Genomic DNA, 24142 nt, shown 5'->3' on the forward strand with positions numbered 1-24142 from the left:
AATAAATAACTACAACGATAATAAGGATTAGCAATGCGATTGCCGACCATAGGCACCAGCCTTCGCTTGTGCACGATACTATTTAGTTCTGCTTTATTGCTGGCTTGCGGTGACTCATCCGATAGTAGAGGCCCTGCGCCAACGCCGCCGCCACAAGCTCCAGCGCCTCCTGAGTCCACTTATCAAGCCGACATTGTATGGACTGAATACGGTATTCCGCATGTCAGCGCAGATGACTGGGGCAGCTTGGGTTATGGCTTTGGTTATGCCTATGCCAAAGAAAACTTTTGTGTAGTGATGAAGGAGATCGTGCGTGCCAAAGGGGAGTCAGCACGTTATCTGGGCAAGCAAGGCAACTTGAATGAAGATTTGGTTTACAAGTTGTTTAATGACGATGAACGTATTCAGCGAATTTTTTTTGATGCTGCTCCCAAGCGGGTATTGGATATCACCACGGGTTATGTTGCTGGCTTGAATCGCTACCTGGATGAGACCGGTGTTGAGAACCTTGCGCAAGGTGATGAAGGTTGCCGCAATGCTGAGTGGGTGCGAAAAGTCGATGTGATGGATGTGGCGCGCTTGATGCATAAAGCCATTTTGCGCGCTAGTTCAGGGCCACTGGCAAATTTTTCTACTGCAGTTAAGGCGCCTGAAAACACTGTAGTCACTATGGCTGCTTCTGTGGCAGCTGAGCAGTTGTATGCCGCCCTAGATCGCGATGCGATTGTACGCGGCCTGGATATGCCGACCCACGAGCTCATGGGTAGTAATGCATATGCAGTGGGTGAGCAGGCTGCTCAAGGTAGCACGGGCTTGTTGTTGGGCAACCCACACTTTCCCTGGAGCGGCAATTTACGCTGGTTTATGTCGCACCTGCGTATGGGCGATGAGTACGACGTCATGGGGGCAACGCTGGCCGGTCTGCCGCTCAACACTATTGGTTTTAATAAGGACTTGGCCTGGACTCATACCGTTAGCACTGGGTCCCGTTTTACTTTCTACGAATTAGAGCTAAACCCCGAGAACGTCTTTCAATATCAATATAACGGTGAGATGCGCGACATCGAATCGAAAACCGTAGCGGCTGAGCGTTTAAGGGAAGATGGCAGTGTTGAGAGCATAGAGCATACCTTTTATCTATCACACTTTGGTCCGATCGTAGATTTAGGCGGGCTGTCGCCGCTATTGGCTGGCTGGCCCAATGCTTTGGGGACACTGCTGAGCTATCGCGATGCCAACCTGGATAATCTGCGCGGCTTAGACCAATGGTTGAAAATGGGACAGGCCAGCAACATAAGTGAATTGCAGCAGGCTCTTCGTGACTTGGGCATTCCCTGGGTCAACACGATTGCTGCAGATCGTGAAGGCAACGCTTTTTACGGGGATATTTCAGTGGTGCCCCATGTTTCAATCAATCAGTACAAAAGCTGCATTCGCGGCCCCCTGCAATCACTATTGACCGATGCTGGCTACGTCACGATGGACGGCAGTGATGCCAGTTGTGAGTGGGGCAGTGATGAAGGCGCTCCGGAGGGTATTTTTGGCTATGACAGCCTGCCGAAACTGGACACACGAGGCTACGTCGCCAATGCTAATGACAGCTATTGGCTGACTAATCCCGATGCTTTGCTGACTGGCTACTCGCCACTGATTGGGGCTGAAGAGGTGGAGCAGAGCCTGCGTACGCGGCAGACCTTTGATCAAGCCGAGCGCCGTTTGGCTGGCAGCGATGACTTGGGCGAGCCCGGGTTTAACATCGATAATATTCGCACACTGCTATATCAAGCGACGAATTACACCGCACAGCAAGTCGCAGAGGATGTCGCTGAGCTCTGTTTGTCGATGGAAGATTTATCAGCATCTGACAATGCTGCGGGTATTTCCCTGCTCGAAGAGGCCTGCAGCGTACTGGCTAATTGGGATCAACGCTATCAGCTTGATAGTGTGGGAGGGCATATTTTCTATGAGTTTTGGCGCGAGTTTAATGGCACTGAAAACCAGTGGGCGATCCCCTTTGATCCCGCTGACCCGGTCAATACGCCGCGACAGTTAAACCTAGCCGACTCCGCAGTAGCAGATGCTGTCCTAGAGGCCTTAGAGAGAGCTGTTGAGCGTCTAGCTGAAGCGAATATTCCGATGGATCGGCCCTGGGGTGAGATTCAGTACGAAGAGAAAAATGGAGAGCGCTACGGTATTCACGGCGGGTCGGGCGGCTTCATGTTCAGTGCCATTTATTCAGGACTGATCAAAGACAAAGGCTATGCCAAGATATCTACTGGTAATAGTTATATTCAAGCGGTCACATGGGATGAGAGCGATTGTCCAGATGCCTATGCCGTGCTGACTTACTCGCAGTCTACTGACCCAGCCTCAGCGCATTATGCCGATGCGACAGCTTTGTACTCCCAGTCTGGGTGGATTGATATGCCGTACTGCGAAATGGATCGCGACGCACAAACTCTGCGCCGCGAATCCATAGAAGAGTAACTAAAGGTCTTTTAAAGTTGAGTGTATCGTTCAGTCTTCGGGCTGAACGAACTCGGTGACCTCAAGATTGAAGCCCGACAGGGCATTGAAATGAACAGGTGCCGACATCAGACGCATTTTCCCAACACCTAGGCGCTTGAGAATTTGCGAGCCAGTGCCGATGAAACGGTAGTTCTGGGTGCCGTCACTGTTAGCAGGCCCGGCCACACTGGGCGCTTCAGGGAACTGACGAACTTCTGCCAGCTGCTGCTCCGTGCTCGTTGACTGGCCAATCAAAATCACCGCGCCAGTGCCTGTCTCTGCAACTTTTTGCATAGCACGGCGGTAAGACCAGCCGTTGTCAGCGCCTTCAATCCGCGTACCTAGGACATCACGCAAGGTGTTTACGGTTTGCACTCGCACTAAGCACGCTTGCTCTTCCTTGATATCACCCATGGTCATAGCGTAGTGCACAGTATCGTCTACTAGATCCAAAAAGCTGTGCAGCTGGAATTTGCCAAACTCAGTCAGTACCGGCTTGCTATCGGACAGCTCAATAGACTGCTCGTGCAGAGAGCGATACTCAATTAAGTCGGCGATGGTGCCCATTCGCAGCTGGTGTTTGGCGGCAAACTTTTCCAGCTGAGGACGGCGCGCCATCGTGCCATCTTCATTCATGATTTCGACTATCAGCGCAGCGGGCTCAAAGCCTGCCATGCGTGCTAGGTCAACGCCGGCTTCGGTGTGTCCAGCGCGGCGCAGAACGCCGCCGGGTTTAGCGACCAGCGGGAAGATATGGCCAGGCTGCACTAGGTCGGAGGGCTGGGCTTTTGCCGCCACTGCCTGGCGCACTGTGTGGGCGCGCTGCACCGAGCTGATACCAGGGCCTTTGCGCTCAGCTGCGTCTATCGATACCGTAAAGTTGGTTTCGTGCTGTGAGCGGTTGTCTCGCACCATTAATGGCAACTGCAGCTGCCGAGCGCGCTCCTCAGTGATCGGCATGCAAATCAAACCGCAGGCTTCACTGGAGAAAAATGTGATGATCTCGGGGCTTACTGCCTCTGCAGCGATGATCAGATCGCCCTCGTTCTCACGGTCTTCGTCATCCATCAAGATGACCATTTTTCCGGCGCGTATGTCGTCCAGAATGTCTGGTATGCTGCTCAGTGCCATAGTCAGGATTACCCGATTAACTCAATGCCGATGGCGGTGGCTTCGCCACCACCGATGCACAGAGCGGCTACGCCGCGCTGTTTGCCCAACTGTTGCAGGGCGTACATCAAGCTGACAATGATGCGCGAGCCAGTGGAGCCAATAGGGTGGCCTTGGGCGCAGGCGCCGCCGTGAATGTTAACCTTAGCGTGATCTAGGCCCAGTTCTTGTATGGCCAGCATGGTCACCATGGCGAAAGCTTCGTTGATTTCAAACAGGTCGACATCCGCTGCGCTCCAACCGGTCTTCTCGAACAGTTTGTTTATCGCGCCGATGGGTGCAATGGTGAACTCCGAGGGCTCTTGGCTGTGGCGACTATGGGCCACAATGCGGGCCATCGGGTTGAGGCCACGTTCTTTGGCTTCTTTTTCACTCATCAGGATCAATGCGCTGGCGCCGTCTGAAATAGAGCTGGCGTTGGCTGCAGTGATGGTGCCATCTTTAGCAAAAGCAGGGCGCAGTGTGGGGATTTTTTCTGGTATGGCTTTGTGCGGCTGTTCGTCGTCTTCTACAACTACTTCGCCTTTACGTGTTTTGATGGTTACGGGGGCTGTTTCAGCTTTCAGAGCACCTTCTTCGATTGCTCGCTTAGCGCGAGACAGTGATTCGATAGCGAAGGCGTCCATCTGTTCGCGAGTTAGGCCGCGCTCGTCAGCGGTTTCCTGAGCAAAACTGCCCATAGCTCGGCCTGTGTAAGCGTCTTCCAAACCGTCTAAAAACATGTGGTCGTAGAGCGTCTTGTGGCCAGTGCGAACACCGCCGCGAGCGCCGGGGAGTATGTGCGGTGCATTGCTCATGCTTTCCATACCGCCACAGACGACAACCTTATTGGTACCGGCAACAATGCTGTCATAGCCGAAGATCGTCGCTTGCATACCACTGCCGCAAAGCTTGTTTAAGGTTACGGCGCCGGCGTTTTTAGGAATGCCTGCACCGATAGCGGCCTGGCGCGCAGGGCCCTGCTTTAGGGCCGCGGGCAGCACACAGCCCATAAAGACTTCATCGATTTCTGCCGCATCTACACCACTGCGAGTAATGGCTTCAGCAATAGCAATAGAGCCCAGTTCGGTGGCGGAGACTTCTGAAAGGCTGCCCTGTAGGCCACCCATGGGGGTGCGGGCACCAGCGACGATTACGACTGCGTCATTACTCATAATAGGGGTCCGTTAGCTAGGTTGACTTGAGCGTGAGAACCGGCGAAATATGGCGGCCACGCCTTAGAAATAGGGCGATCATTTAGCCACAGAACAGGGGTTTTCTCAAGTTGAGAGCGCACTAAAGCGAGGCCTTGCTGGTCTCTTGCGGATCGAACAATTTGCCTCTCGCCGCTTCGCGGTAACGCATTGGGCTGACACCGGTATGGCGCCGGAATAACTGCGAAAAATAACTGGCATCTTGTAGGCCTACTTGCCAGCTGACTTCACCCACCGATAAGTTGCTGCGGCGCAGCAAATCTTTGGCGGTGGCAATGCGTAAACTAGTTAAATAATCCTGGGGGCTGTTGCCAGTGGCTTCGCGAAAGCGTCTATTCAGCGTGCGGGTACTGATCTGTAAGCGCTGTGCTAGCTGCGGAAAGTTAATCCCTGTTGCCATTTGCTCCTGTATCGCTTGCTGGGCCTGCAGGACAGTTTCATCATGATGTGTGTTGGACTGTGTATTTTGATAGGCGGCGGCGCGAAATGATTGCCGTATCTCGGGCGAGAATTGCTGCTCGACTGCTCGGGAAATGCGCGGGCCAAACCAAATTTCGACTAAATGGACCATCAAGTCAGCGATCGAGTTAACGCTGCCAGCGCAGTAAATATTGTCGCTTTGGGTAATTAGGTGACGAGTCTTTAATTGCACTAGCGGGTAGCGCCGAGCAAAGCGCTCAAAGAAATTCCAATGGGTCGTCGCCGGTTGATGATCTAATAGACCGGCTTCGGCAAGTAGGGTGCTAGCCGTACCCACTGAGCAGATTCGCGTGCCGCGGCTGGCAATATCGGCCAGTAAAGGGAGCCAGGGCTCGGCGCTGCGTATAGTGGGCAAGGGATTGCGCCAAATGGCCGGCAAAAGGAGCAGATCCAGTGGCGGCAGCTGGTCAAAGCTGATGCTGGGCTGCAGCTCGACACCACTGGCTAGGCGTATTGGTTCAAGGTCGGGGCCTGCCAACAGAAAGCGTAGCTGGGTTTGGCCGCGACAGCTGACACTGGCCAACTGGCTGGCGGCTTGTAGAATTTCCATTGGCAAGGTGACGCTGGTGGCAAGTGCGTCAGGATATAACAGTGCGGCGGCAGTAAGCATCGATAAGTTCCTTTGATCATTAGGCCAAAATACCACATAAAATGTCTTAAATAACATATTCACTCCTGAGCGCTAGGCGTACACTTGGCGTCTTTAAATTTTGTGATGGGTGGTGGTAATGAGTACTCAGCGCTTGCCGGTAATTGTCGGCTTTGGTGGTATCAATGGCGCGGGGCGCGCATCGGGGCATCACGCCTACCGGCGTATGGTGCAGTCCGCTTTGCCAAGTAAAGAGCGAGAGAAAACTTTCGCCGCTTTGGCGCAGCTAATGGGCTTGCCGGACAGTAGTGAGCAGCAGTTTATTCTCGATCACACTTTAGTGCGCCGTATTGAGCAGGGACATTTTGATGTCGATGCGGTGCCCTGGAATAAGCGTTTTCCGACCAAGGGCGAGGGCAATACAGCCCGCTTTGAGATTAAGCGTCAGTACTTGCCTGATGTGATTCCCCCCACTTGGACAGTGACACCTATATCCGTGACTGATGTATCAGTGGAGATCAGTGGGCCGCAGGATTTCCTATTGCCCACTGAGCGAGAGTTTGAAGTTAAAGCCGCTGGACAGTTACCCACAGGCTTTGAACCCGGCAAGCTCTATCAGTCTCGCAATCACCCACGTGGCCTGCAAATGATGGTTTACGCTGCTTCCGATGCCTTGGGCAGCTTGGGCCTTGATTGGCAGTATGTGGCCAGCAAAGTAGCGGTAGACCAGGTCAGTGTTTATGCCGGTAGTGCCATGGGTCAGCTCGATGGCGCTGGCGCTGGGGGGATGCTTAAGGCGCGCTACAACGGCCAGCGCATCACCTCAAAGTTTTGCCCTTTGAGTTTGGCTGAAATGCCGGCTGACTTTGTTAACGCCTACGTCTTGGGTAGCCTGGGTTCTACTGGTGCCTCGCTTGGGGCCTGCGCGTCTTTCCTCTATAACCTGCGTCAGGGTATCCATGATATTCGCAGTGGCCGTGCTCGCATTGCTTTTATCGGTTCAGCCGAAGCGCCGATAAACCCAGAAGTCATGGAAGGTTACGCAGCAATGGGTGCCCTGGCGAGCGACAAGGGCTTGCGTGAACTGGATGGCATTGCCGCTGGCACTGAGCCCGATCACCGCCGTGCTTGTCGTCCTTTTGCTGAAAACTGTGGCTTTACCATCGCCGAATCAGCGCAGATGTTGGTGTTGTTTGATGATGAGCTGGCTATGGAGCTCGGTGCCACCGTATTTGGTGCTGCCACTGATGTGTTTGTTAACGCCGACGGCTACAAAAAATCCATTTCTGGCCCCGGAGTCGGCAATTACATCACGATGGCCAAGGCCACGGCTGCGGTGCGGGCTATTATCGGAGATAAAGCTTTACGCAGTGGCGGTTTGGTGCAGGCTCATGGTACCGGAACACCGCAAAACCGAGTCACTGAATCACGAATTTTGAGCGAGACCGCCAAAGCCTTTGGCATCGATCGCTGGGCGGTTGCCGCGATGAAGAGCTATTTAGGCCATTCACTGGGTTCGGCTTCAGGTGATCAAGTGACAGCAACCTTGGGGGTGTGGCAGCACGGTCAGATACCAGGCATTTCCACTATCGAACGCCTAGCTGATGATGTTTGTAGTGATCATTTGGACTTTGCTATCGAGCACCGAGCTATCGATCCAGCTCAATTGCATTACACTTTAATAAACTCCAAGGGCTTTGGTGGCAATAACGCTACGGCTACTTTGCTCAGCCCAGATCTGACTCGTCGTATGCTCAAGGCACGTTATGGCAAGAGCCAGTGGCAGCGTTGGGAAGCGGCTAACGCCGAGGTCTTAGAGCGTCAGGATGAGTATGATGAAGCGATGATTGCTGGTCAGATTGCACCAACCTATCGCTTTGACCACGGTGTTTTAGAAGACGAAGACGTGGTTTACGCTCAAGGTGAAATGCATGTTGGGGGCCATCGAGTAGACTTAAATCCCGAGTCGCCTTTTGCGGACATGCGCTTAGAAGAGTAGTCCCTAGTAAACGCAGCGGGCTTAAAGAGTAGCAAAACCAAAACGGCGACCCTAGGGTCGCCGTTTTTAGTTGTGGCTTAAGGCAGCAGTGTTATAGCTTGTAGGTGACCTCCAAGCCTACGCGACGGCCCGCTGTTAGCGGAGAGAAAGCCCCGCCTAAAGGGATGCCCGCGATATCATCGGGTAGCTGAGTATCCCCGCCCTGTTTCACGGTATTGAGCAGGTTGTCGCCATAGATGGAGAACACCCAGTGACCGCCGGCAGTGTGGAAGTCAAAGCCCAAATTCAGGATTTTTTGCTCATCGATTTCACCGAGGTTGTTATCGGTGAAGTAAGATTTATCCCGATACGAGTAGCTAATCCGCGAGGTCAGGTAGCCCAAGTCAGCAATGGAGAGGTCGTGGTTTAGGCCAAGGGTATAGGTTAGCTCCGCGGCGCGGGGCATATCCAGTTTCTTGTCCAGCGAGTTGATCACGCCATCGCCATTCAAGTCATAAGTGACTTTATCGTATTTAGGATCGAGTACGCCGAGTGAGGCAAAGCCAACCAAGCTATCGGTGATGGCGTAAGTGCCATCAATTTCTAGCCCGAGTATGGTGGCTTCGGCAGTGTTGCGGATTAACTGAATTACTCCGATTGGGCCGGGCAGGTTGATTTCCCGCTGCATGTCATCGACTTCGTTGTAGAAGGCAGCGACGTTTAATTTACCGCGTCCAAAGCTCGACTTGTAACCCACCTCAAAACTGGTGACCGTTTCCTGATCAAAAGGTCCTGGGGTGTCAGCGGGGTCAAAAGAGGTGTTGCGCATATTGTAACCGCCGGAGCGCGTTGCTTTACTCCAATGGGAATAGAGGTGCGCCTCATCGGAGAGGTTGTAGGTCACGCCGACTTTGGGTGAGAGGCTGTTCCAGCTGTCATCGTCCCGGAAATCATAGAAGCAGTCCCCTGTGGTCACGATATTACAGGGGCTGTTGATGTTCTTACTTAAAGAAGCAATTTTTGCTTCCTTGTCTTCTTCGGAGTAGCGCAGGCCGGCGGTCAGGGTCCAGGTTTCATCCAAGTCATAGTCTACCTGGCCGAAAATAGCTCGAGTGTCGACTTTCATTATGCCACCACCGTCAAACTGGGCGCCTGGGGCTACGCCACCGGTAGCGATCCCGGCCAGTTCGCGGCGCTCATGGTAGGCAATGTCGTTAGTGAACCAATAGGCGCCGACGGTGACGTGAGCTTTATCAGCAAACAGGCCGTTATAGCGCAGTTCGTTCGAGTACTGCTCAGTTTCAATCCAAGCGGGTGCGTGGAACAGCCACACTGGCTGTGAGTCGATGTCACTTCGGCTCAGTGCTTCGTTATCGCGCCAGCCAAAGATATTGGTGATAGTACCGTTACCAAAGCCGATATCCCAGTTCACTTCTGCGGTAAAGGAGTTGGTTTCGCTGTCTTGAGAACCTTTCTCGTCGATCGACACGTTAAATTTATCGCGCTTGCTCTCATAATAAGCCGGTGCCACACCGGAGCCGTTGACGTGGCTTTGTGAGACCGGGCCATCGCCTTTGATATCGGTGTGCTCGTAGCGCAAGGTCACAATAACATCATCGCTAGGCGTCAAAACCACCACGGGGCGGAACATCTTTTGCCTGATTGCACCGATCTCTTGGCCATCAAACTTGTTGTCAACAAAGCCATCGTCATCATTGAGATAGGCGGTTAGTTTAGCCGACATCCAGTCGCTCACCGGGCCACCAACACTGCCCATTAAGTATTGGTTAAGGCCGCCTTGAGGGCCTTTATCGACCGCCGCACGAACAGTCACTTCCAGCTCATCACTAGGCCGTTTGGTGTTCATCAAAACAGCACCGCCAGTCACGTTGCGGCCAAATAGTGTGCCTTGTGGGCCTCGCAGTACCTCAATACTCTCGATATCAAAGGTATCAAACACAACGCCGCCGTTAGTGCCCATGTAAACGCCGTCGATAATCAGGCCAACAGTGGGGTCAATGCCAGGAATTGAGCTGTTAATCCCCAGCCCTCGAATAGAGAAGTTAGCTGTACCGCGGATTGTGCCGACGTCATCGAGAGCCACGTTTGGCATACTGACCGAGAGGTCATTGAGGTCGCGTACTTTTAATGCTTCTAATTGCTCGGAGCCAAAGGCTGATATAGCCATTGGTACATCTTGCGAGCCCTCAACGCGTTTTCGTGCGGTCACAATAACTTCTTCTAGCATCAGCGCTGCTGTGCCACGCCGAGTCTCCTGAGCCTGAACTTGGCCAACTAAGGTGCTAGAGATGACTCCTGAAAGTGCGATAGCGCCGACCGACCAACGCAAACTAGCCAAAGTGGCAGCGAGTGGCGTCTTGCGGCTGGGAAGTGATTTATTATTCATGGTCTAACTCCCTGTTTCATGTTGTGCTTTTATAGTTTTTATCAAACTGAAATAGTCAGAGTCAGCAGTTTTTAGTTAATGTGCCTAAGCACTGACTGACTACAGACCTTCTTAATACCAGCTTAACAATGAACATACCATAGACTCTGTCAGAATTTGCGAGCTATTGCTCAGTCTTTAATGTAACAAAGTACGCTAAATCTATGACGAAGTAGCTTATTTTGCTTGCATTTGGCAAGTAGTTGTTGAAGGAAGCTCGCCGATAAAGCATATGTTTTATGCCTCAGCTAGCCTTTCAATAAATCATTCGGTATACAGGAAAACTGCCCTTTGCTTCTTGAGCGCCCATGAACAACTCTACCGATAAGATCAGTCCATTTTTTAGCGAGCCTGCAAATACCTCGACCGAATCCATCAAAGCCCAGCAGTATATGGTGGACTTGCGAGTGCCGGGCTTAAGTCGCTCAATTAAGCTGCAAGTACACGGCCCACATGATCGCTGTATTTCACGGCAGTTAATTGAGCAGGGTATTTGGGAGCCTTATGAAACACAGTTGCTTTTAGGCTTACTAAAGCCCGGGGATGTGTTTGTCGATGTCGGCGCTAACATTGGCTACTTTACGGTCTTGGCGGCTGAGCGTGTTGGCAGTAGTGGTAAAGTGTTTGCCTTTGAGCCGGCTCCAGATAATTTTGCACTCTTGCTAGCCAATGTTCGTGACAATGGCTTCAATGATCAGGTGGAAGCCCTTGCCGCGGGCCTAGGCTCGGAGTCTGTTGAGGCCAGGCTTCACCTGAGTGAAGACAACCTGGGTGATCATCAACTTTTTGCCACAGAGCAAGCTCGGCACAGTGTGCCGGTATCTTTGTTGTGCGGCGCGCAGTATTTAGCTACGCGCCTGTCTCGCATCGATATGCTAAAGGTTGATACTCAGGGCTTTGAATTTCAAGTAATAGAAGGTTTGTTACCACTGTTGCTGTCATTAGCTCAGCCGCCACAGATTCTGATCGAACTTACGCCGCTCTCGCTGCGTCAAGCCGGCAGTAGTGGTCGAGCCTTAATCGAGCTACTAGCCAAGCTGCAACAGCCTTGGTGGATTGTGGATCACATCGAACACCAGCTGGTGGCCAGTGATGCTGCGGCACTCGCTCAGTGGTGTGATAATGTCGACGCCTGTGCAGGCGATGCCGGCTTTATGAATATTCTTGTTGGGCCGGGACTAGTGTGAGGCAAGTCATCCCGTTTTGCTGATACCATAGTGCTTTAAGTCATTTTGTTATTTTAGAGGCCCTAATCGATGGCTGCTTCCAGCATGCTTTTAGACTTCCTACAACAGCGTAATTCTGCCCCTCGTCTTGATTCACCCGCTCCAGATGCTGTCGCGCTACAGCAAATGATTCGCGCTGCTACGCGAGTACCTGATCACGCTTGGCTGCGCCCCTGGCGTTTTATTAGTGTCGAAGGTGATCGGCGCAAAGACTTGGGTAAAGTATTTGAGGCAGCCTTATTAAAACGCGAGCCTGAGGCAGCAGAAAATGTCCGTGAAAGAGCGCGCAATGCGCCGCTGCGGGCACCATTGATACTGGTTGTGGTGACCCGCATTAGCGAACACCCCAAAGTGCCCAGCGTAGAACAGCGTAAGTCAGCAGCCTGTGCAGCCTATGCTATTTTATTGGCGGCCGAAGCTCAGGGGTTTGCCGGTGTGTGGCGCACCGGTGACAACGCCTATGATCCTGATGTAATGGCCGCTCTTGGATTAAACGAAGATGAAGAAATAGCTGCATTTATTTATCTTGGTACTAGGGATGGGCGCAGTAAGGCAATACCCGAACTGTCTCCCGAGGACTTTCACAGCCGCTGGTGAATGCTGTCACTTGAATGGCAAAAGCTAACTTGCAGAAGAGACACTAATAATGATCCCACAATTTGACACCTTAGCTCTAAGCATTGATCAGCATGTTGCAACAGTGCAGCTGAACCGGCCGGATAAGGCCAATGCTATGAACCAAGCCATGTGGCAGGAGTTACAGGATTGTTTCGAGTGGCTCGATGAGGAGCCTAAGGTGCGGGTGGTTATTCTGGCTGGTAATGGTCGGCACTTTTGCTCGGGCATAGATCTGGCAATGTTTAGCGATCTCACTGGCGAGGCCACTGAGCCGGCTCGACGCTCTGAATATTTGCGCCGAAAAATTCTGCGTATGCAGGATAATTTAACGGCGCTGGAAAAGTGTCGGAAACCGGTGATAGCAGCAATCCACAATACCTGTATCGGTGGCGCTGTCGATCTAATCTGTTGCTGTGATATGCGCTATGCCTCGGCCGATGCACACTTTTCTATTCGCGAGATTGATATTGGCATGACTGCTGATGTCGGCACCTTGCAGCGCTTACCACGTCTGATTCCGCAAGGCGTAGTGCGCGAGTTGGCCTATACCGGTCGCAGCCTTGAGGCCGAAGAGGCTCAGCGTTTAGGTTTTGTAAACGGCGTCTATGCCGACCAAGAAGCGCTTTATGAGGGCGTTCAGACAATTGCTCGCAGCATTGCAGAAAAATCGCCATTAGCGATTCGCGGTACTAAAGAGATGTTGCTCTATGCACGTGATCATTCGGTGCAAGATAGCCTTAATTACGTAGCGACTTGGAATGCAGGCATGTTGAGTGAAGCCGACCTGATGGCCGGGGTGAGCGCACAAGCGGCGAACAAAACCGCTACTTTTGAAGATTAAGTGTTACTGGCACTGCGAGTCTAACTAGTCGAGATCTTTTCAATGCCATTGCCTGCCTGGCTGAAGCGCCCGTGGCTACATTTTCTATTGCTGGGCACTGCGCTATTTATCTTGCAGCGCATGGCTTTCCCCGATCCCCTGCCTGTTGTGGGGCCGCTCAGCGAACAGCGCATGGCAGCATTGCAGCAGCAGTGGTTAGCAGCTACTGGAGCGCCAGCGAGTGCAGAGCAACTAAAGCAGCTAGTGGCCCGGGAGCTGGATCGAGACATGCTATTTCAGCATGCCTTGTCACTCGATTTACACCGCCATGATGCGGTGGTGTTTCAACGCTTGCTACGCAATATGCACTTTCTTCAGCTAGCTGGTGATCGCAGCGACCAAGAGCTGTATCAGCAAGCTTTAGAGATGCGCCTGCATCTCGGTGATGAGGTGGTTAAGCGCCGCATGATTCAAGTGCTAGAGCAGTTGTTATTATCAGCTAATCCTCCCGCCCCGCTTAAAGAAGAGGAACTGCAGGCAGCCTTTGTCGAGCGTGCTGAAGAACTGCGCCGGCCGCCGCGATACTCCTTTGAACAGCTCTACTTTGCGCGACAGCGAGACGCAGACATTGCCCAAGTGATCACGACCATAACCGAGCAGGGCTTAAGTGCAGGTGAAGCGCGCGAAATGAGTTCTCCTTTTTTACCGGGTTATGTCTTTAAGCATCAAACTCCTGAACAATTGGCGCGGCATTTTGGCGCCGCCTTTGTGATGAACTTTCAGCAGGCGGGGCCGCAGGCAGGGCAGTGGCTGGGGCCCATTGCCTCGGTTTATGGACAGCACTACCTGTGGGTGGAGTCTATTGAGCCCGCTCGAGAGGCCAGCTTGGAAGAAGTACGTGCAGAGCTAGAGCGGGATATTGCTGCACAACATCAAGCTGAGGCATTGGCCAATGCCGTCGCCCAACTGCGTCAGCACTACGAGCTGCGGCTATGACAGCACTGCGACGGCTTAGTTTTTTGCTGCTGTTTTTATGCTTGGCTCTGCCAGCTCAGGCCCACCGCTTTGCGCCCTCGTTATTAAAAGTCACAGAGATCGATAGTACTCACTACAGCTTGGTATGGAAGACGCCGATTCAGGCGGCCAGTACTGTGCCGATGCGGCCCACTTGGCCGGCAAGCTGTGACGTTATTTCTGCCAGCCCAGCGCAAGATGAAGGCACTGGTCGGGTTATTAGTTGGCGTTTGTCTTGCCCTGATTTAGGCGGCGATGGCCTTGTTGGCCATCGCTTAGGAGTTGAGGGTTTAGAGCCTAATCAAGCCTCAGCAATGGTGATGGTGACGCTGCGTGATGGCCGTCATTACCAGCAGGTGCTCAATGGCGAAAAGCCCTCGTTTGTGATCCCTGCCGAGCCCGGTTCAGTCCAGGTGATGAGCGATTACATTGTGCTGGGTGTCGAGCATATCTGGGGCGGGGTCGATCACCTGATGTTCGTTTTTGGGCTCTTGCTATTAGTCGGTAGCGGCATGCCTTTGTTCTGGACCGTGACCGCCTTCACGCTTGGCCACAGTATTACCTTGTCGCTGGTTACTTTTGGTTTATTTGACTATCCAGTGGCGCTGGTGGAGTTCAGCATTGCCTTGAGTATTTTTGTGCTGGCGCTGGAGTTGACGCGCGAGCACGGCTTGGTGAGGCGCTATCCCTGGTGGTTGGCAGCTGGCTTTGGTTTATTGCATGGCATGGGTTTTGCCGGTGCGTTAGCTGAAACAGGGCTGCCGCAAGCCAATGTGCCGCTGGCTTTATTGTTCTTTAACCTAGGTATCGAAATAGGGCAGATTGCCTTTATTTTACTGGTCTTGCTGATTTGGATATTTATCCGCCGACCTTTGGGGCCGCAGTGGTCGCGAAAGCTAGTGCCTGTTCCAGTGTATCTCTTGGGTAGTTTATCGGCGATGTGGTGTATTCAGCGGGGGCTGGAAGTGCTTAGCTGACCGAGTGGAGCGCCCGGTCAGCGAGTGCTGCTTACTTGGCTTTGCCGGGCCAGTCTTTGAATGGAATGAAGGGATGAAAGGCCAGTTGGATGCCTTCCATAATGTAGGCGTCGTTTTCAAGCACGCTGCGGCGCCGTACATAGCCACCCTTTGACGAACGAGTGTCAATGGCGTCAGTGGCATCCAAGCCACCCCGGCTGGCGAATAGGCGCTTCAATTCAATATCGTAAATGCTAATTTGTAGGGAGGCGACCGCGGCGGGTTGGTTCCAGTCAAAAGCGGCTGAGACGCCGGATCCTGGACCCTGTAATGAGGGTCTGCGAGTGACGCCATCCCAGCGCGCTAAGTGTTTCATGCCACCGTTGAAAGGCACTTCAAACTCAACAATATCGGTAAAGACAAAGGCATCTAAGTCGCTAGTTTCGCGCAGTTGATCCCGCACGCTTTGCATGATTTGCACAAAGCTTTTCATGTTGACTTTAGCCGTTGTGGGGTCGACTGGGTCACCGTAAGCTCGCACCGCAGTATTCCAGTGCTGCTTGAAGAGCCGCTGGGGCAGTACTTTATAGCCTTTACTTTTTAGGTAGCTGCTGACTTGGCTGTCGACTCTGGGCTCGACTTTTTGTAAATAGTTGCGTGAGGGTGCACCCAAGTTCACGTGGGGAATGATCACCGTCTTGACCTTGGCTGCCTCAATCAAGGGCTTATCGATTTCGTATTGAAATACAGTGGGGTTGTAAGTGGGGGTACTGCTACAAGCCAGTAGCAGGGTGGCAGCACCAATGATGCAGCCAAACTTGATTAAACCTTGGAACAAACGCATGCGAACTCCTGATCCGTTATAGTGGGGTGCATGGTAGCAAAATCTCTGGGAGGAGACAGCGAACAGTGAGTATTGAGCTTTATTCTAGCAGTGCCGGTAGCGGGCCGAATGTGTTATTGCTGCACGGGCTATTTGGTATGGGAAGTAATCTTGGCGCCTTGGCGCGGGCCTTGGAGGATAGTTTTTGCGTACACAGCCTAGACCTACCCAACCACGGTCGTTCCGAGTGGATAGAGCAGATGAGCTTGGAGCACCTTGCTAGCGCTGTGCAGGGCTGGGCCGAGCGCAAGGGGATGACAGCGCTGAGCTTAGTTGGGCACTCCCTTGGTGGTAAGGTTGCGATGCGTATGGCACTGGACAATCCCGCACTTGTTACTAGTTTGGTGGTGGCTGATATCGCCCCCGTGGCTTATCCCCCAAGGCATGCAGCGGTGTTTTCGGCTTTAGCGGCAGTGGCAGAAGCTGGTCCTCGCTCGCGGCGAGAAGCGCAGGACTACATGGCTCAGTATATTGAAGAGCCTGGCGTCAGACAGTTTTTGTCTTTGAGCCTGCAGCGCGATCAGCAGGGCCTGTACCGCTGGCGTTTTAATCGAGAAGGCCTAGAACGTGATTACGGGGCAGTCCGTGACACACTCGTTTCGATGGAGGCTTACACTGGACCCACTCTGTTCGTTAAGGGTGAGCTGTCTGACTATATTAAGCCTCAATACAAAGAGGCCATCGAAGCGTTGTTTCCTAGGGCCCAACTGAAGGTCATACCCAACACTGGCCACTGGCTCCATGCCGAGCAGCCACGCTTGTTCAATGCTGTGGTTAAGCGCTTTCTCACAGAGTCTAGCGCTGAGTCCTGAATCAATATCGGGGCTGCTGGCTGAGGCTTAGCTTTGCTGGCGCTATGACCTAGCTGTCGGTATCCTTCTAGCCTAAGCACGGCTTGTTATAGCTGCTTTTTCTGTGCCCAGCACACTAAAAACTGGAGTTGTCCCGCTCATGTATTTCAGTCTCGGAGAGATTCTCGTCGCATTCCTATTTGGCGGCTTATGCCTATATTTCTTGGCCGCCATCAGAGTGCGCGAGCTAGCTTTGCAGGCAGTTCTCAGGGCGGGCCAGCGGGATAACTTTCAACTTTTAGATCAGTCTGTACACATTAACCGCTTGTCTTTGAGTCGTAATGAGTCGGGCAAGTGGCAGGTATGGCGGCAGTATCGCTTTGACTATAGTTATGATGGCGTGGCTCGTGACCAGGGCTTTGTCATCATGCTGGGCCAGCGATTGGAAGCTGTCATCGTCAACGAGCCGGGACAGACTCTACACTGAAGTGGCTTTGAGCATGGGCTAAGCCCATGTAAAGAAAGGCCCTAGGGCGCGCCACAAAACACTAGCACCCAGAGCGATTAACACGGTAGCAAATAGAGCATCGATCAATCGGGGCTTGGCCAGTATGTGTTTCAGCATACTGCGTCGCGATACCAGTGCTGCCACTAAGCAATACCAGCTCCCGTCGGTGATACCTACGGTAGCGACCATAATGACTTTCATTGTGACTGTGAGCTCGGGGCCCAGAAACTGGCTGAATAGGGCCAGCATAAATATCGCTAGTTTTGGGTTAAGGAAGGCCACCAAGAAACCGCTGCTAATTGGGCCACTGCCTACAAGTGGCTGAGCGCCTGTGTTTGAGCCCTTAGGTGCTTTGCGCAAAGCCTTAATACCTAGCCATATTAAGTAAGCAGCTCCACTTATCTGAATTGCGCTGAATAAGCTGGGAGACTGGCTGATTAAGAGGGCTAGTCCGGTGACCGTTAACAAGGCGTATAGGGCTACTGCGCTGCCGTGAGCAATCGCGCAGTGGAGTCCGGCACGGAAGCCTAGCTGCATGGCATTGCTCATTACCACTGCTAAGCTTGGCCCGGGTGAGATTGCCCCCAACAAGCAAATACTGAGTAGCGACAGCCACTGACTAAATTCCATAGCTCTCTCAATGTGGCGAGGGGTTCTTGTGGGTATTGATAGGTAAAACGCGCGAAGTCTAGCGGCTAGCCGAGCTGCTGACTAGAGCCATTTGCTCATTCAGGTATGCAATACCGGCGAAGCGCTTTGTAACACTGTGCTAGCGAGGGTTTTCCACAAAATCTGTGGATAAGTCAGTGTGTATTTTGTTTAAGCCTAGCCTGAAGCGCATAACCATCAGCTTTCCTATAAATTGATCAAAAATCAATCAATAGTAAAAACTACAATAAAAACAATAGCTTACAAGTATCTCTTGACATTGCTGTTTCACATTATGGCCTAAGCTGGCGGTCTTGACCTTGGGTCAATGCTGTGTGTATAACATTTTGAGTTGTGCTACCAAAAGTAACTCACCGCTGCAATCGGAAACATGATTAATGTTCTGCCCAGCACTAAAAAAGCAGCCATCATTTTTAGCCCTTATTCAATAGGCTTTACTCGTTTGTCAACTTAGCTTGAGCTTGTTACCACTTTGTAACAGCGATCTTGGCTGCGCTGCGCTGTCTTTGCTGAATCGCTGATTACCTGAGTAGAGATAGCTCAAGCTAGTAGCCAAACTCGCTTAAAGGCCGCTGTTGTAGTCAATATGAGCTCACTGGATTTATATTAAAATGCTGATGCCAGCATTGAGAGGATGCATGGAAACATTTCCCCATGCTCAAAGATGGGCAAATTATCATTAGCACTTTTATTTAGCATCAAAGATAGGAACTTTGATCCGCCTTTGCGCAATGCGCTCTAAAGTCAAACCTGGCTTGCTAAAAGGAGGAGGGCGCAAGCCGCGAGTATGGTGAATGCTATCCTGCTAGCGCTTTTCCACAAAATCTGTGGATAAAACAGTGTGTATTTTGTTTAAGCCTAGTCTAAAGCGTGCATTCATCGGCCTCAGCCCCAGCTGCTCAAAAAACGAGCGATAATAAAATATTGAATTAAAACAATAAGATAGCTTGATTGCTTAATAATTGAGCATTAAATCAAGGCTTCTAGTGATAGCAAGCACTTCGGCCCTAGCAGGTGTGCATAAAAAATTGAATCCAAAAACAAATATATTTAGTAGCTGCAAGTAAAAGATCTTTACTGGCCAGGCTTACTAGAAGAGTGAGGCCCTCCAGGGGCCTCGTTGGTTAGCCCCTGTCTGTATTATCGTTATTGAGCTGTGATTTGCCTCGCTGCGGCTATTAAGCCATTGATGGGCCAAAATCGATTAGTCGCCGCGATAGATACAGCCTGAAGTACAGGTTTCTCGGATTTCAACGGCACTCAATGTGGGCAGTGAGGGCTGTAGTTTGCGCCATATCCAGCGAGCAAGATTCTCGCTGGTGGGGTTTTCTAGGCCAGGTATGTCATTGAGGTAGTAATGATCGAGTTGTTCCAAAATGGGCTTGAAGGCGGTTTTTAGATCGCCAAAGTCCATTACCCAGCCACTCGGCTCTGCCGCTTCGCCGCTTACTGTTAAGCGCACATGGAAGGAGTGGCCGTGAAGGCGGGCGCATTTGTGTCCAGGTGGCACATTCGGTAAGCGGTGCGCAGCCTCAAAATGAAACTCTTTAAAAATTTCCATGCCTTATCTCGTGCTATCAGTGCTAGGGACTACCCTTTTTGCCATCCTGAATCGTGGCGCAGGGCGAGCTGAAATATTACTACTAGTTACTACAAAACGCCTGCTGTCTTGAGGATTTTAAATATTTTATAAAAATATCGGACAAAGGTTTGACAGCCCTAAAATTATCCCTATAATGCGCATTCTCGATTCGGGGGTGGTTAGCTCAGCTGGGAGAGCATCTGCCTTACAAGCAGAGGGTCGGCGGTTCGATCCCGTCACCACCCACCATTAAAAATCGAGACTTTACCGGTTCCAAAATGGATCTGAGTATAGTAAGATGTCTACCGTGGAGCGGTAGTTCAGTTGGTTAGAATACCGGCCTGTCACGCCGGGGGTCGCGGGTTCGAGTCCCGTCCGCTCCGCCACATTCCAAAAGGGCAGCTACTTGTAGCTGCCCTTTTTTATTATCTGCAGCTGGCGTTTTTTTAAAGCTCAGTCAAGTTGCAGAGCTCCAGCAGCAACTTTCTCAGCACAGCTTTTTTTATTTCCTTTCGCCTATTCGACACAGTGCGCAGATTCGTTTTCTGTGGTCGCAGTTGTGGGCCCTCGGCTAGCTATGCTCAAGCTAAGTCCAATAATTAAGTGTCAGGAAATTTTACAAAGAGCGTGCATTAGAGAGCTTCTCTCTTTCTAATAAGTGTGTAAGTGATTGTTAGTAAAGCACTTGTTGTTGTTTGGCACATGCTTTGCTTAATTTGCTGTTGCAGTACTCAGCATAAGTACATTTGTTAAGTCCCTTTATAGAGAGAACAATTATGACCACATCAGCTAAGGCCGCCGGCCAGGTGGCTGCGAGAAAAATGCAGATCGGGCGTGGAGCCTTATTGGCGTCGACCTTTGTGCTAGCCACCTTTGCATCCGAAGCCACTATGGCTGCGTTAGTTTCCAATAATAATTGCAGTATTCCTGGTGTGAACACTTTCACAGTTGATCGCATCAATGTGACGGCAAACTCCAGCTACGATGATGGCGCGCAGGTTTGGGCGACAGGTGGTCAAGGTCTCAGCGGCGTCTATAGTACCTGCCGTGGTTTTTATGATGGCAATGATAAAAACGATGGGCATGTCGGTGGCGTTGCGCAGCCCAAGAGGAACATCGGCTGGCGGGATGATGGCCTGTTGAACTTTGTTGAATTTGACGGCTTGCTAACAGGCTCTCAGAGCACTCAGGATATTCCGGGCAATACGGCCACTGATGACCCTGGCTGGATTCGTCTAGGGGAAGCGGACACAGACAAAAAAGAAGACAAAGACAGTAAGGGCATTAGTTACGCAAGTATTATCTATGACACGAGCCCGAATGGCTTTGAGATTGATTTAGGTGAGTACCTCGAGTTTTCGATGGACTTCAGTGAGGCTGGAACTTGGTCATTGAAGGTTGATCCAGATTTCGTCACTCTTGGTCAGCAGAGGCTGGGCCTTGATGCCTTTGATCACCTGGCATTTGTGGTCAAGCAAGGCAATAAGAGCGGTAAGCATGGCCCTGAAGGCTTTGCTGTCTATGATTTTAATTTCCAACAGTTTATCGATCAAAATATTCTGGACCAATCAACCGCCTATAACTTTTACGGTAGTTTTGATTTGACTGGCATCCATGGGACGGGCTTCTCACATGTCAGCGTTTGGGCGCGAGACCCAGTGACAACGGCGACCAATGTGCCAGCTCCAGCGACCCTTGCTCTCTTCGCTCTTGGCCTGTTCGGTCTTGGCTGGTCAAGACGTAAGCAGAAAGCCTAAAGCCTAAGCTAGACTCTCTATCTAGTCAGGCCGTCTGATCACTCTGTCCCCCTCCCAAATGCGGACAGTTTGCTTGGGCGGCTTTAAATCCTGAATCCTTTAGTTTGAGTGCAGTCTTTCTGGCTGTACTCTTTTCTATTTTAAAGCGCTGCTGCTGCTCCGTGTTGCAATGAGTCACTAGTATTGCGATATCGACTTGGGTACATTGCTTCGTCCCATTTATTAGCTCAATTTCTAACAATCCAAGAATGTAAAGCAGTTGCCGGTGCTGATGGTAGCCAGAGGCAGCGATCGCTTGTGTGAACTAAAAGAGAGAAAATTACCATGCTCAAGCCAACTAAGCTTATTCCACACCCTATTTCAATTGCCCTTGCATCACTGGCCTTTAGCGCGAGCTTGCCTGCTTTTGCTCAGGGTACAGCCCTTGAAGAGGTTATTGTCACTGCAGAAAAGCGCGAGGCGGGTGCTCAAGACACCCCGATTTCCCTGGTGGCACTCAGTGGCGAGAGCCTTGATCAGCGCGGTATTACTAACACAGAAGATTTACTGAAAAACATTTCCGGCTTGGGCGGTAACATCGCTCCGGGCTCACGTGGTGCTACGGCCATCTCCATACGAGGGGTCTCATCAGGTAACCCCGGTAACATCTCACTGGATCCCGCTGTGGGCCAGTACATTGATGGCGTGTACGTGGGGAAGTTGGCCGGCAGCGCAATGGACGTTGCAGAAATCGAGCGTGTCGAGCTGCTGCGTGGCCCCCAGGGGACTTTGTATGGTCGTAACTCCACCGGCGGTGCGATTAACTTCATTACTCGCAAGCCAACAGGGGAGTTTGGCCTGCGAGCTACTGGCAGTCTCGGCAATAAAGATTATGTTAGCGGCAAGCTGGCCTTAGACCTGCCCGCAGTCGGTACCGTGGGGGAGGGGCTCGGTGAGTTTGCGCTGAGCTTGGGCGCCCAGAAACGTAAGCGTGATCCATTTTACCGCAACGAGGCTGGTGGCCGCGGTTTTGATGACCTTGACCGTGAAGCCTATCGCTTAGCCCTGCGTTGGACGCCCAGCGATGATGTGACGGTTGATTACAACTATGACCGCAGTAAGCTGGACGAAAATATTGCCTTACAGCAAGTGGTTGCTTTAAACCCATTGGACGCCGCAGGTCAGGTTTCTCGCTTGCAAGGCTTGCAGGGTACGCTGGCTGCGGCCCGTAAACTCGCTCAGAATCCGGGTGCTGACCCGCGTATTAGCTCGCGTTGGATTCCTTCTATAGAGAAGACCATTGCTGCTTACGAGGCGCGCGTTAATGCTGGTGAGGGTCGAGCTAGCCGCGGCGGCGCGGATTTTTCTCCTGTGGCCGATACTACAGTGGATGGTCATTCGCTGACCCTGTCTTGGGATGCGGGTGATATGGGTGCTTTGGGTGATGTCACCTTTAAGTCGATTACGGCTTATCGTGAACTAGAAACCTACATGTTTGGTGATATCGAAGACATAGATAGCCGCCTCGACAGCAATGGTGTGGGTGCTATGGGAGATCTGGTTCACCTCACTTTGGGGCAGCTGTACGCTCCGAGCTTCGGCTATTCCTATCCCTTAGTAGATAGTGTGTGGCAGGGCATTGATGAGCTTGGTGCCTATCACTCAAAGCAAGATACCACTTCAAAGTATGAGCAGTTCTCGCAGGAGCTGCAGATGGTGGGTGCCACAGACCGAGTCGACTACGCTCTGGGGCTGTACTACTTCGACGACCAATCCAATTATGATCGCCATGCAGTCTTCTCAGCACCCTTGGCGGGTACAGGCTCTCAGAGCTATGAGTTGACTACCGAGGCATGGGCGGTCTTTGGGCAAGCCACCTGGCGGCCTGAGATCTTGGATGATCGTCTGTCGCTTACGGCTGGTTTGCGCTATACCGAAGAAAAGAAAGAAATCGATTATGATTACTCAGAGTCAGCATCTATCTTTAGCTATACCCCAGCCCGCGCCATAAGTAACGACGAAAACTTCTATAACACAAGTGGCAACATTACTTTAGCTTATCAGTTGAGTGATGAGGTCAACACTTTCCTGCGCTACGCCACCGGCTACCGCAGTGGCGGCTTTAACGGCGAAGTCTTTAACAACCCCTTTGGTGAAGAAACTATTGAGCAATGGGAGCTCGGTATTAAGAGCGACTGGTGGGATAATAGACTACGGGTTAACGGCTCGATTTATACTTATGTCTATGACGACCTTCAGGTCAGCCAGATCAAGACCGATGAATCAGGCGCGACTACCTCGTTAATCTCTAATGCGGGTAAAGCGGATCGTTGGGGGGCAGAGCTGGAGATTACTGTAGCGCCGATTGCAGATATGGTGGCGGGCTTGTCCTATACCTATATCAATGGCGACTACGACGAATTTCCCGATACCTGTGGCACCGCTGTTCCTATACAGTGTATTAGCGGTAAGAAGGATGCGCTGCGCGCGGCCTCGCCTGCTAACCAGTTAAATGCATTTGTCGACTACACTTTCGCCAGAACCTCTATTGGTGAAGTCACCGGTTTCTTGCAGGTTAACTGGACGGATGAGTGGGCAGAATCAGCGCTTTGGACGGGTGTTGTTAATGATCAGCCGCATCATTATCCACATCGGATGATGGATGAGCGCACCTTGCTGAGTGGGCGCTTGAGCCTCCAGCAGATTCCAGTTGGCGATGGATTGATGCGGGTCTCTCTCTGGGGTAAAAACCTCTTAGATGATGATTACCCAACTTTCTCGATCAACTTCGGGGCATTGGGTATTGTGACTGAACAGTACGGAGACCCTCGTACCTACGGCCTAGAAGTCAGTTACGAGTACTGATTTAACAGCATTAATAGCTGAGATACTGCGGCGGCAGCACTGAGTGCTGCCGCCCTTTTTGTATCTTTTGTTTGCTGTTTTTAACAATTACCAGGAGCTTAAACAAAAAA

At 51.7% G+C, this 24142-nt stretch carries 18 protein-coding genes and 2 tRNA genes; 13 read left to right on the forward strand and 7 right to left on the reverse strand.

The features are described from left to right. The first annotated feature begins 33 nt into the window (after positions 1–33). Positions 34–2487, forward strand: a complete 2454-nt coding sequence (locus H2508_RS02370) for a penicillin acylase family protein (RefSeq protein ID WP_182168794.1) — start codon at positions 34–36, stop codon at positions 2485–2487. A 30-nt stretch (positions 2488–2517) separates the two neighbouring features. Here H2508_RS02370 and ribB read toward each other — a convergent pair whose 3' ends face one another. From ribB to H2508_RS02385, 3 genes are all read right to left on the reverse strand, one after another. After that, a complete protein-coding gene (gene ribB, locus H2508_RS02375) occupies positions 2518–3639 on the reverse strand; it encodes a 3,4-dihydroxy-2-butanone-4-phosphate synthase (protein WP_182168795.1) in 1122 nt (373 codons plus the stop codon). 8 nt (positions 3640–3647) lie between these two features. Beyond that, positions 3648–4832 (reverse strand): thiolase family protein, encoded by a 1185-nt coding sequence (locus tag H2508_RS02380; protein ID WP_182168796.1) that lies wholly within the window; start codon positions 4830–4832, stop codon positions 3648–3650. Between the two features lie 121 nt (positions 4833–4953). Next, on the reverse strand, positions 4954–5961 hold the full coding sequence (locus H2508_RS02385) for a GlxA family transcriptional regulator (protein WP_182168797.1): 1008 nt from the start codon (positions 5959–5961) through the stop codon (positions 4954–4956). Positions 5962–6079: 118 nt separating this feature from the next. Here H2508_RS02385 and H2508_RS02390 point away from each other — a divergent pair, with 118 nt between their 5' ends. Beyond that, the gene (locus tag H2508_RS02390; RefSeq protein WP_182168798.1) at positions 6080–7939 is read left to right on the forward strand and encodes a beta-ketoacyl synthase; all 1860 of its coding nucleotides are present in this window, start codon (positions 6080–6082) and stop codon (positions 7937–7939) included. A gap of 91 nt (positions 7940–8030) precedes the next feature. Here H2508_RS02390 and H2508_RS02395 read toward each other — a convergent pair whose 3' ends face one another. After that, positions 8031–10325, reverse strand: coding sequence for a TonB-dependent receptor (locus tag H2508_RS02395; protein ID WP_182168799.1), 2295 nt, complete (start codon positions 10323–10325; stop codon positions 8031–8033). Between the two features lie 347 nt (positions 10326–10672). Here H2508_RS02395 and H2508_RS02400 point away from each other — a divergent pair, with 347 nt between their 5' ends. The 5 genes from H2508_RS02400 (at position 10673) to H2508_RS02420 (ending at position 15019) form a co-directional block, all read left to right on the forward strand. Continuing rightward, entirely contained in the window at positions 10673–11551 is an 879-nt protein-coding gene (locus tag H2508_RS02400) for an FkbM family methyltransferase (protein WP_235964700.1), read from the forward strand. Between the two features lie 69 nt (positions 11552–11620). Continuing rightward, on the forward strand, positions 11621–12187 hold the full coding sequence (locus H2508_RS02405; RefSeq protein ID WP_220463557.1) for a nitroreductase family protein: 567 nt from the start codon (positions 11621–11623) through the stop codon (positions 12185–12187). 49 nt (positions 12188–12236) lie between these two features. Further along, positions 12237–13049, forward strand: coding sequence for a crotonase/enoyl-CoA hydratase family protein (locus H2508_RS02410; protein WP_182168800.1), 813 nt, complete (start codon positions 12237–12239; stop codon positions 13047–13049). Positions 13050–13091: 42 nt separating this feature from the next. Beyond that, entirely contained in the window at positions 13092–14024 is a 933-nt protein-coding gene (locus H2508_RS02415) for a peptidyl-prolyl cis-trans isomerase (RefSeq protein WP_182168801.1), read from the forward strand. Then, positions 14021–15019, forward strand: a complete 999-nt coding sequence (locus tag H2508_RS02420) for a HupE/UreJ family protein (RefSeq protein WP_182168802.1) — start codon at positions 14021–14023, stop codon at positions 15017–15019. The genes H2508_RS02415 and H2508_RS02420 overlap by 4 nt, the downstream gene beginning before the upstream one ends. Before the next feature lie 31 nt (positions 15020–15050). Here the strand turns inward: H2508_RS02420 and H2508_RS02425 are convergent, their stop codons facing one another. Next, the gene (locus H2508_RS02425; RefSeq protein ID WP_182168803.1) at positions 15051–15842 is read right to left on the reverse strand and encodes a hypothetical protein; all 792 of its coding nucleotides are present in this window, start codon (positions 15840–15842) and stop codon (positions 15051–15053) included. 65 nt (positions 15843–15907) lie between these two features. Here H2508_RS02425 and H2508_RS02430 point away from each other — a divergent pair, with 65 nt between their 5' ends. Together H2508_RS02430 and H2508_RS02435 are read left to right on the forward strand one after the other, a co-directional pair. Further along, the gene (locus H2508_RS02430) at positions 15908–16693 is read left to right on the forward strand and encodes an alpha/beta fold hydrolase (RefSeq protein WP_182168804.1); all 786 of its coding nucleotides are present in this window, start codon (positions 15908–15910) and stop codon (positions 16691–16693) included. Between the two features lie 139 nt (positions 16694–16832). Continuing rightward, positions 16833–17159 carry a DUF3301 domain-containing protein gene (locus H2508_RS02435; RefSeq protein ID WP_182168805.1) on the forward strand — a complete coding sequence of 109 codons (327 nt, stop codon included), beginning with the start codon at positions 16833–16835 and terminating at the stop codon, positions 17157–17159. A gap of 18 nt (positions 17160–17177) precedes the next feature. Here H2508_RS02435 and H2508_RS02440 read toward each other — a convergent pair whose 3' ends face one another. Further along, positions 17178–17810, reverse strand: a complete 633-nt coding sequence (locus H2508_RS02440) for a LysE family translocator (RefSeq protein ID WP_182168806.1) — start codon at positions 17808–17810, stop codon at positions 17178–17180. A 1243-nt stretch (positions 17811–19053) separates the two neighbouring features. Beyond that, the gene (queD, locus tag H2508_RS02445; protein WP_182168807.1) at positions 19054–19410 is read right to left on the reverse strand and encodes a 6-carboxytetrahydropterin synthase QueD; all 357 of its coding nucleotides are present in this window, start codon (positions 19408–19410) and stop codon (positions 19054–19056) included. 194 nt (positions 19411–19604) lie between these two features. Between queD and H2508_RS02450 the strand changes: the two genes are divergently transcribed. From H2508_RS02450 to H2508_RS02465, 4 genes are all read left to right on the forward strand, one after another. Further along, positions 19605–19680, forward strand: a tRNA-Val gene (locus H2508_RS02450). Between the two features lie 60 nt (positions 19681–19740). After that, positions 19741–19817 (forward strand) — tRNA-Asp (locus H2508_RS02455). Positions 19818–20207: 390 nt separating this feature from the next. Next, positions 20208–21188, forward strand: coding sequence for a PEP-CTERM sorting domain-containing protein (locus H2508_RS14960; protein WP_235964718.1), 981 nt, complete (start codon positions 20208–20210; stop codon positions 21186–21188). Between the two features lie 324 nt (positions 21189–21512). Further along, positions 21513–24032, forward strand: a complete 2520-nt coding sequence (locus H2508_RS02465; protein ID WP_182168808.1) for a TonB-dependent receptor — start codon at positions 21513–21515, stop codon at positions 24030–24032. The last annotated feature ends 110 nt before the right edge of the window (positions 24033–24142 follow it).

This window comes from Sediminihaliea albiluteola (genome assembly GCF_014077625.1).
In the GTDB taxonomy this organism is placed as follows: Bacteria; Pseudomonadota; Gammaproteobacteria; order Pseudomonadales; family Halieaceae; genus Sediminihaliea; species Sediminihaliea albiluteola.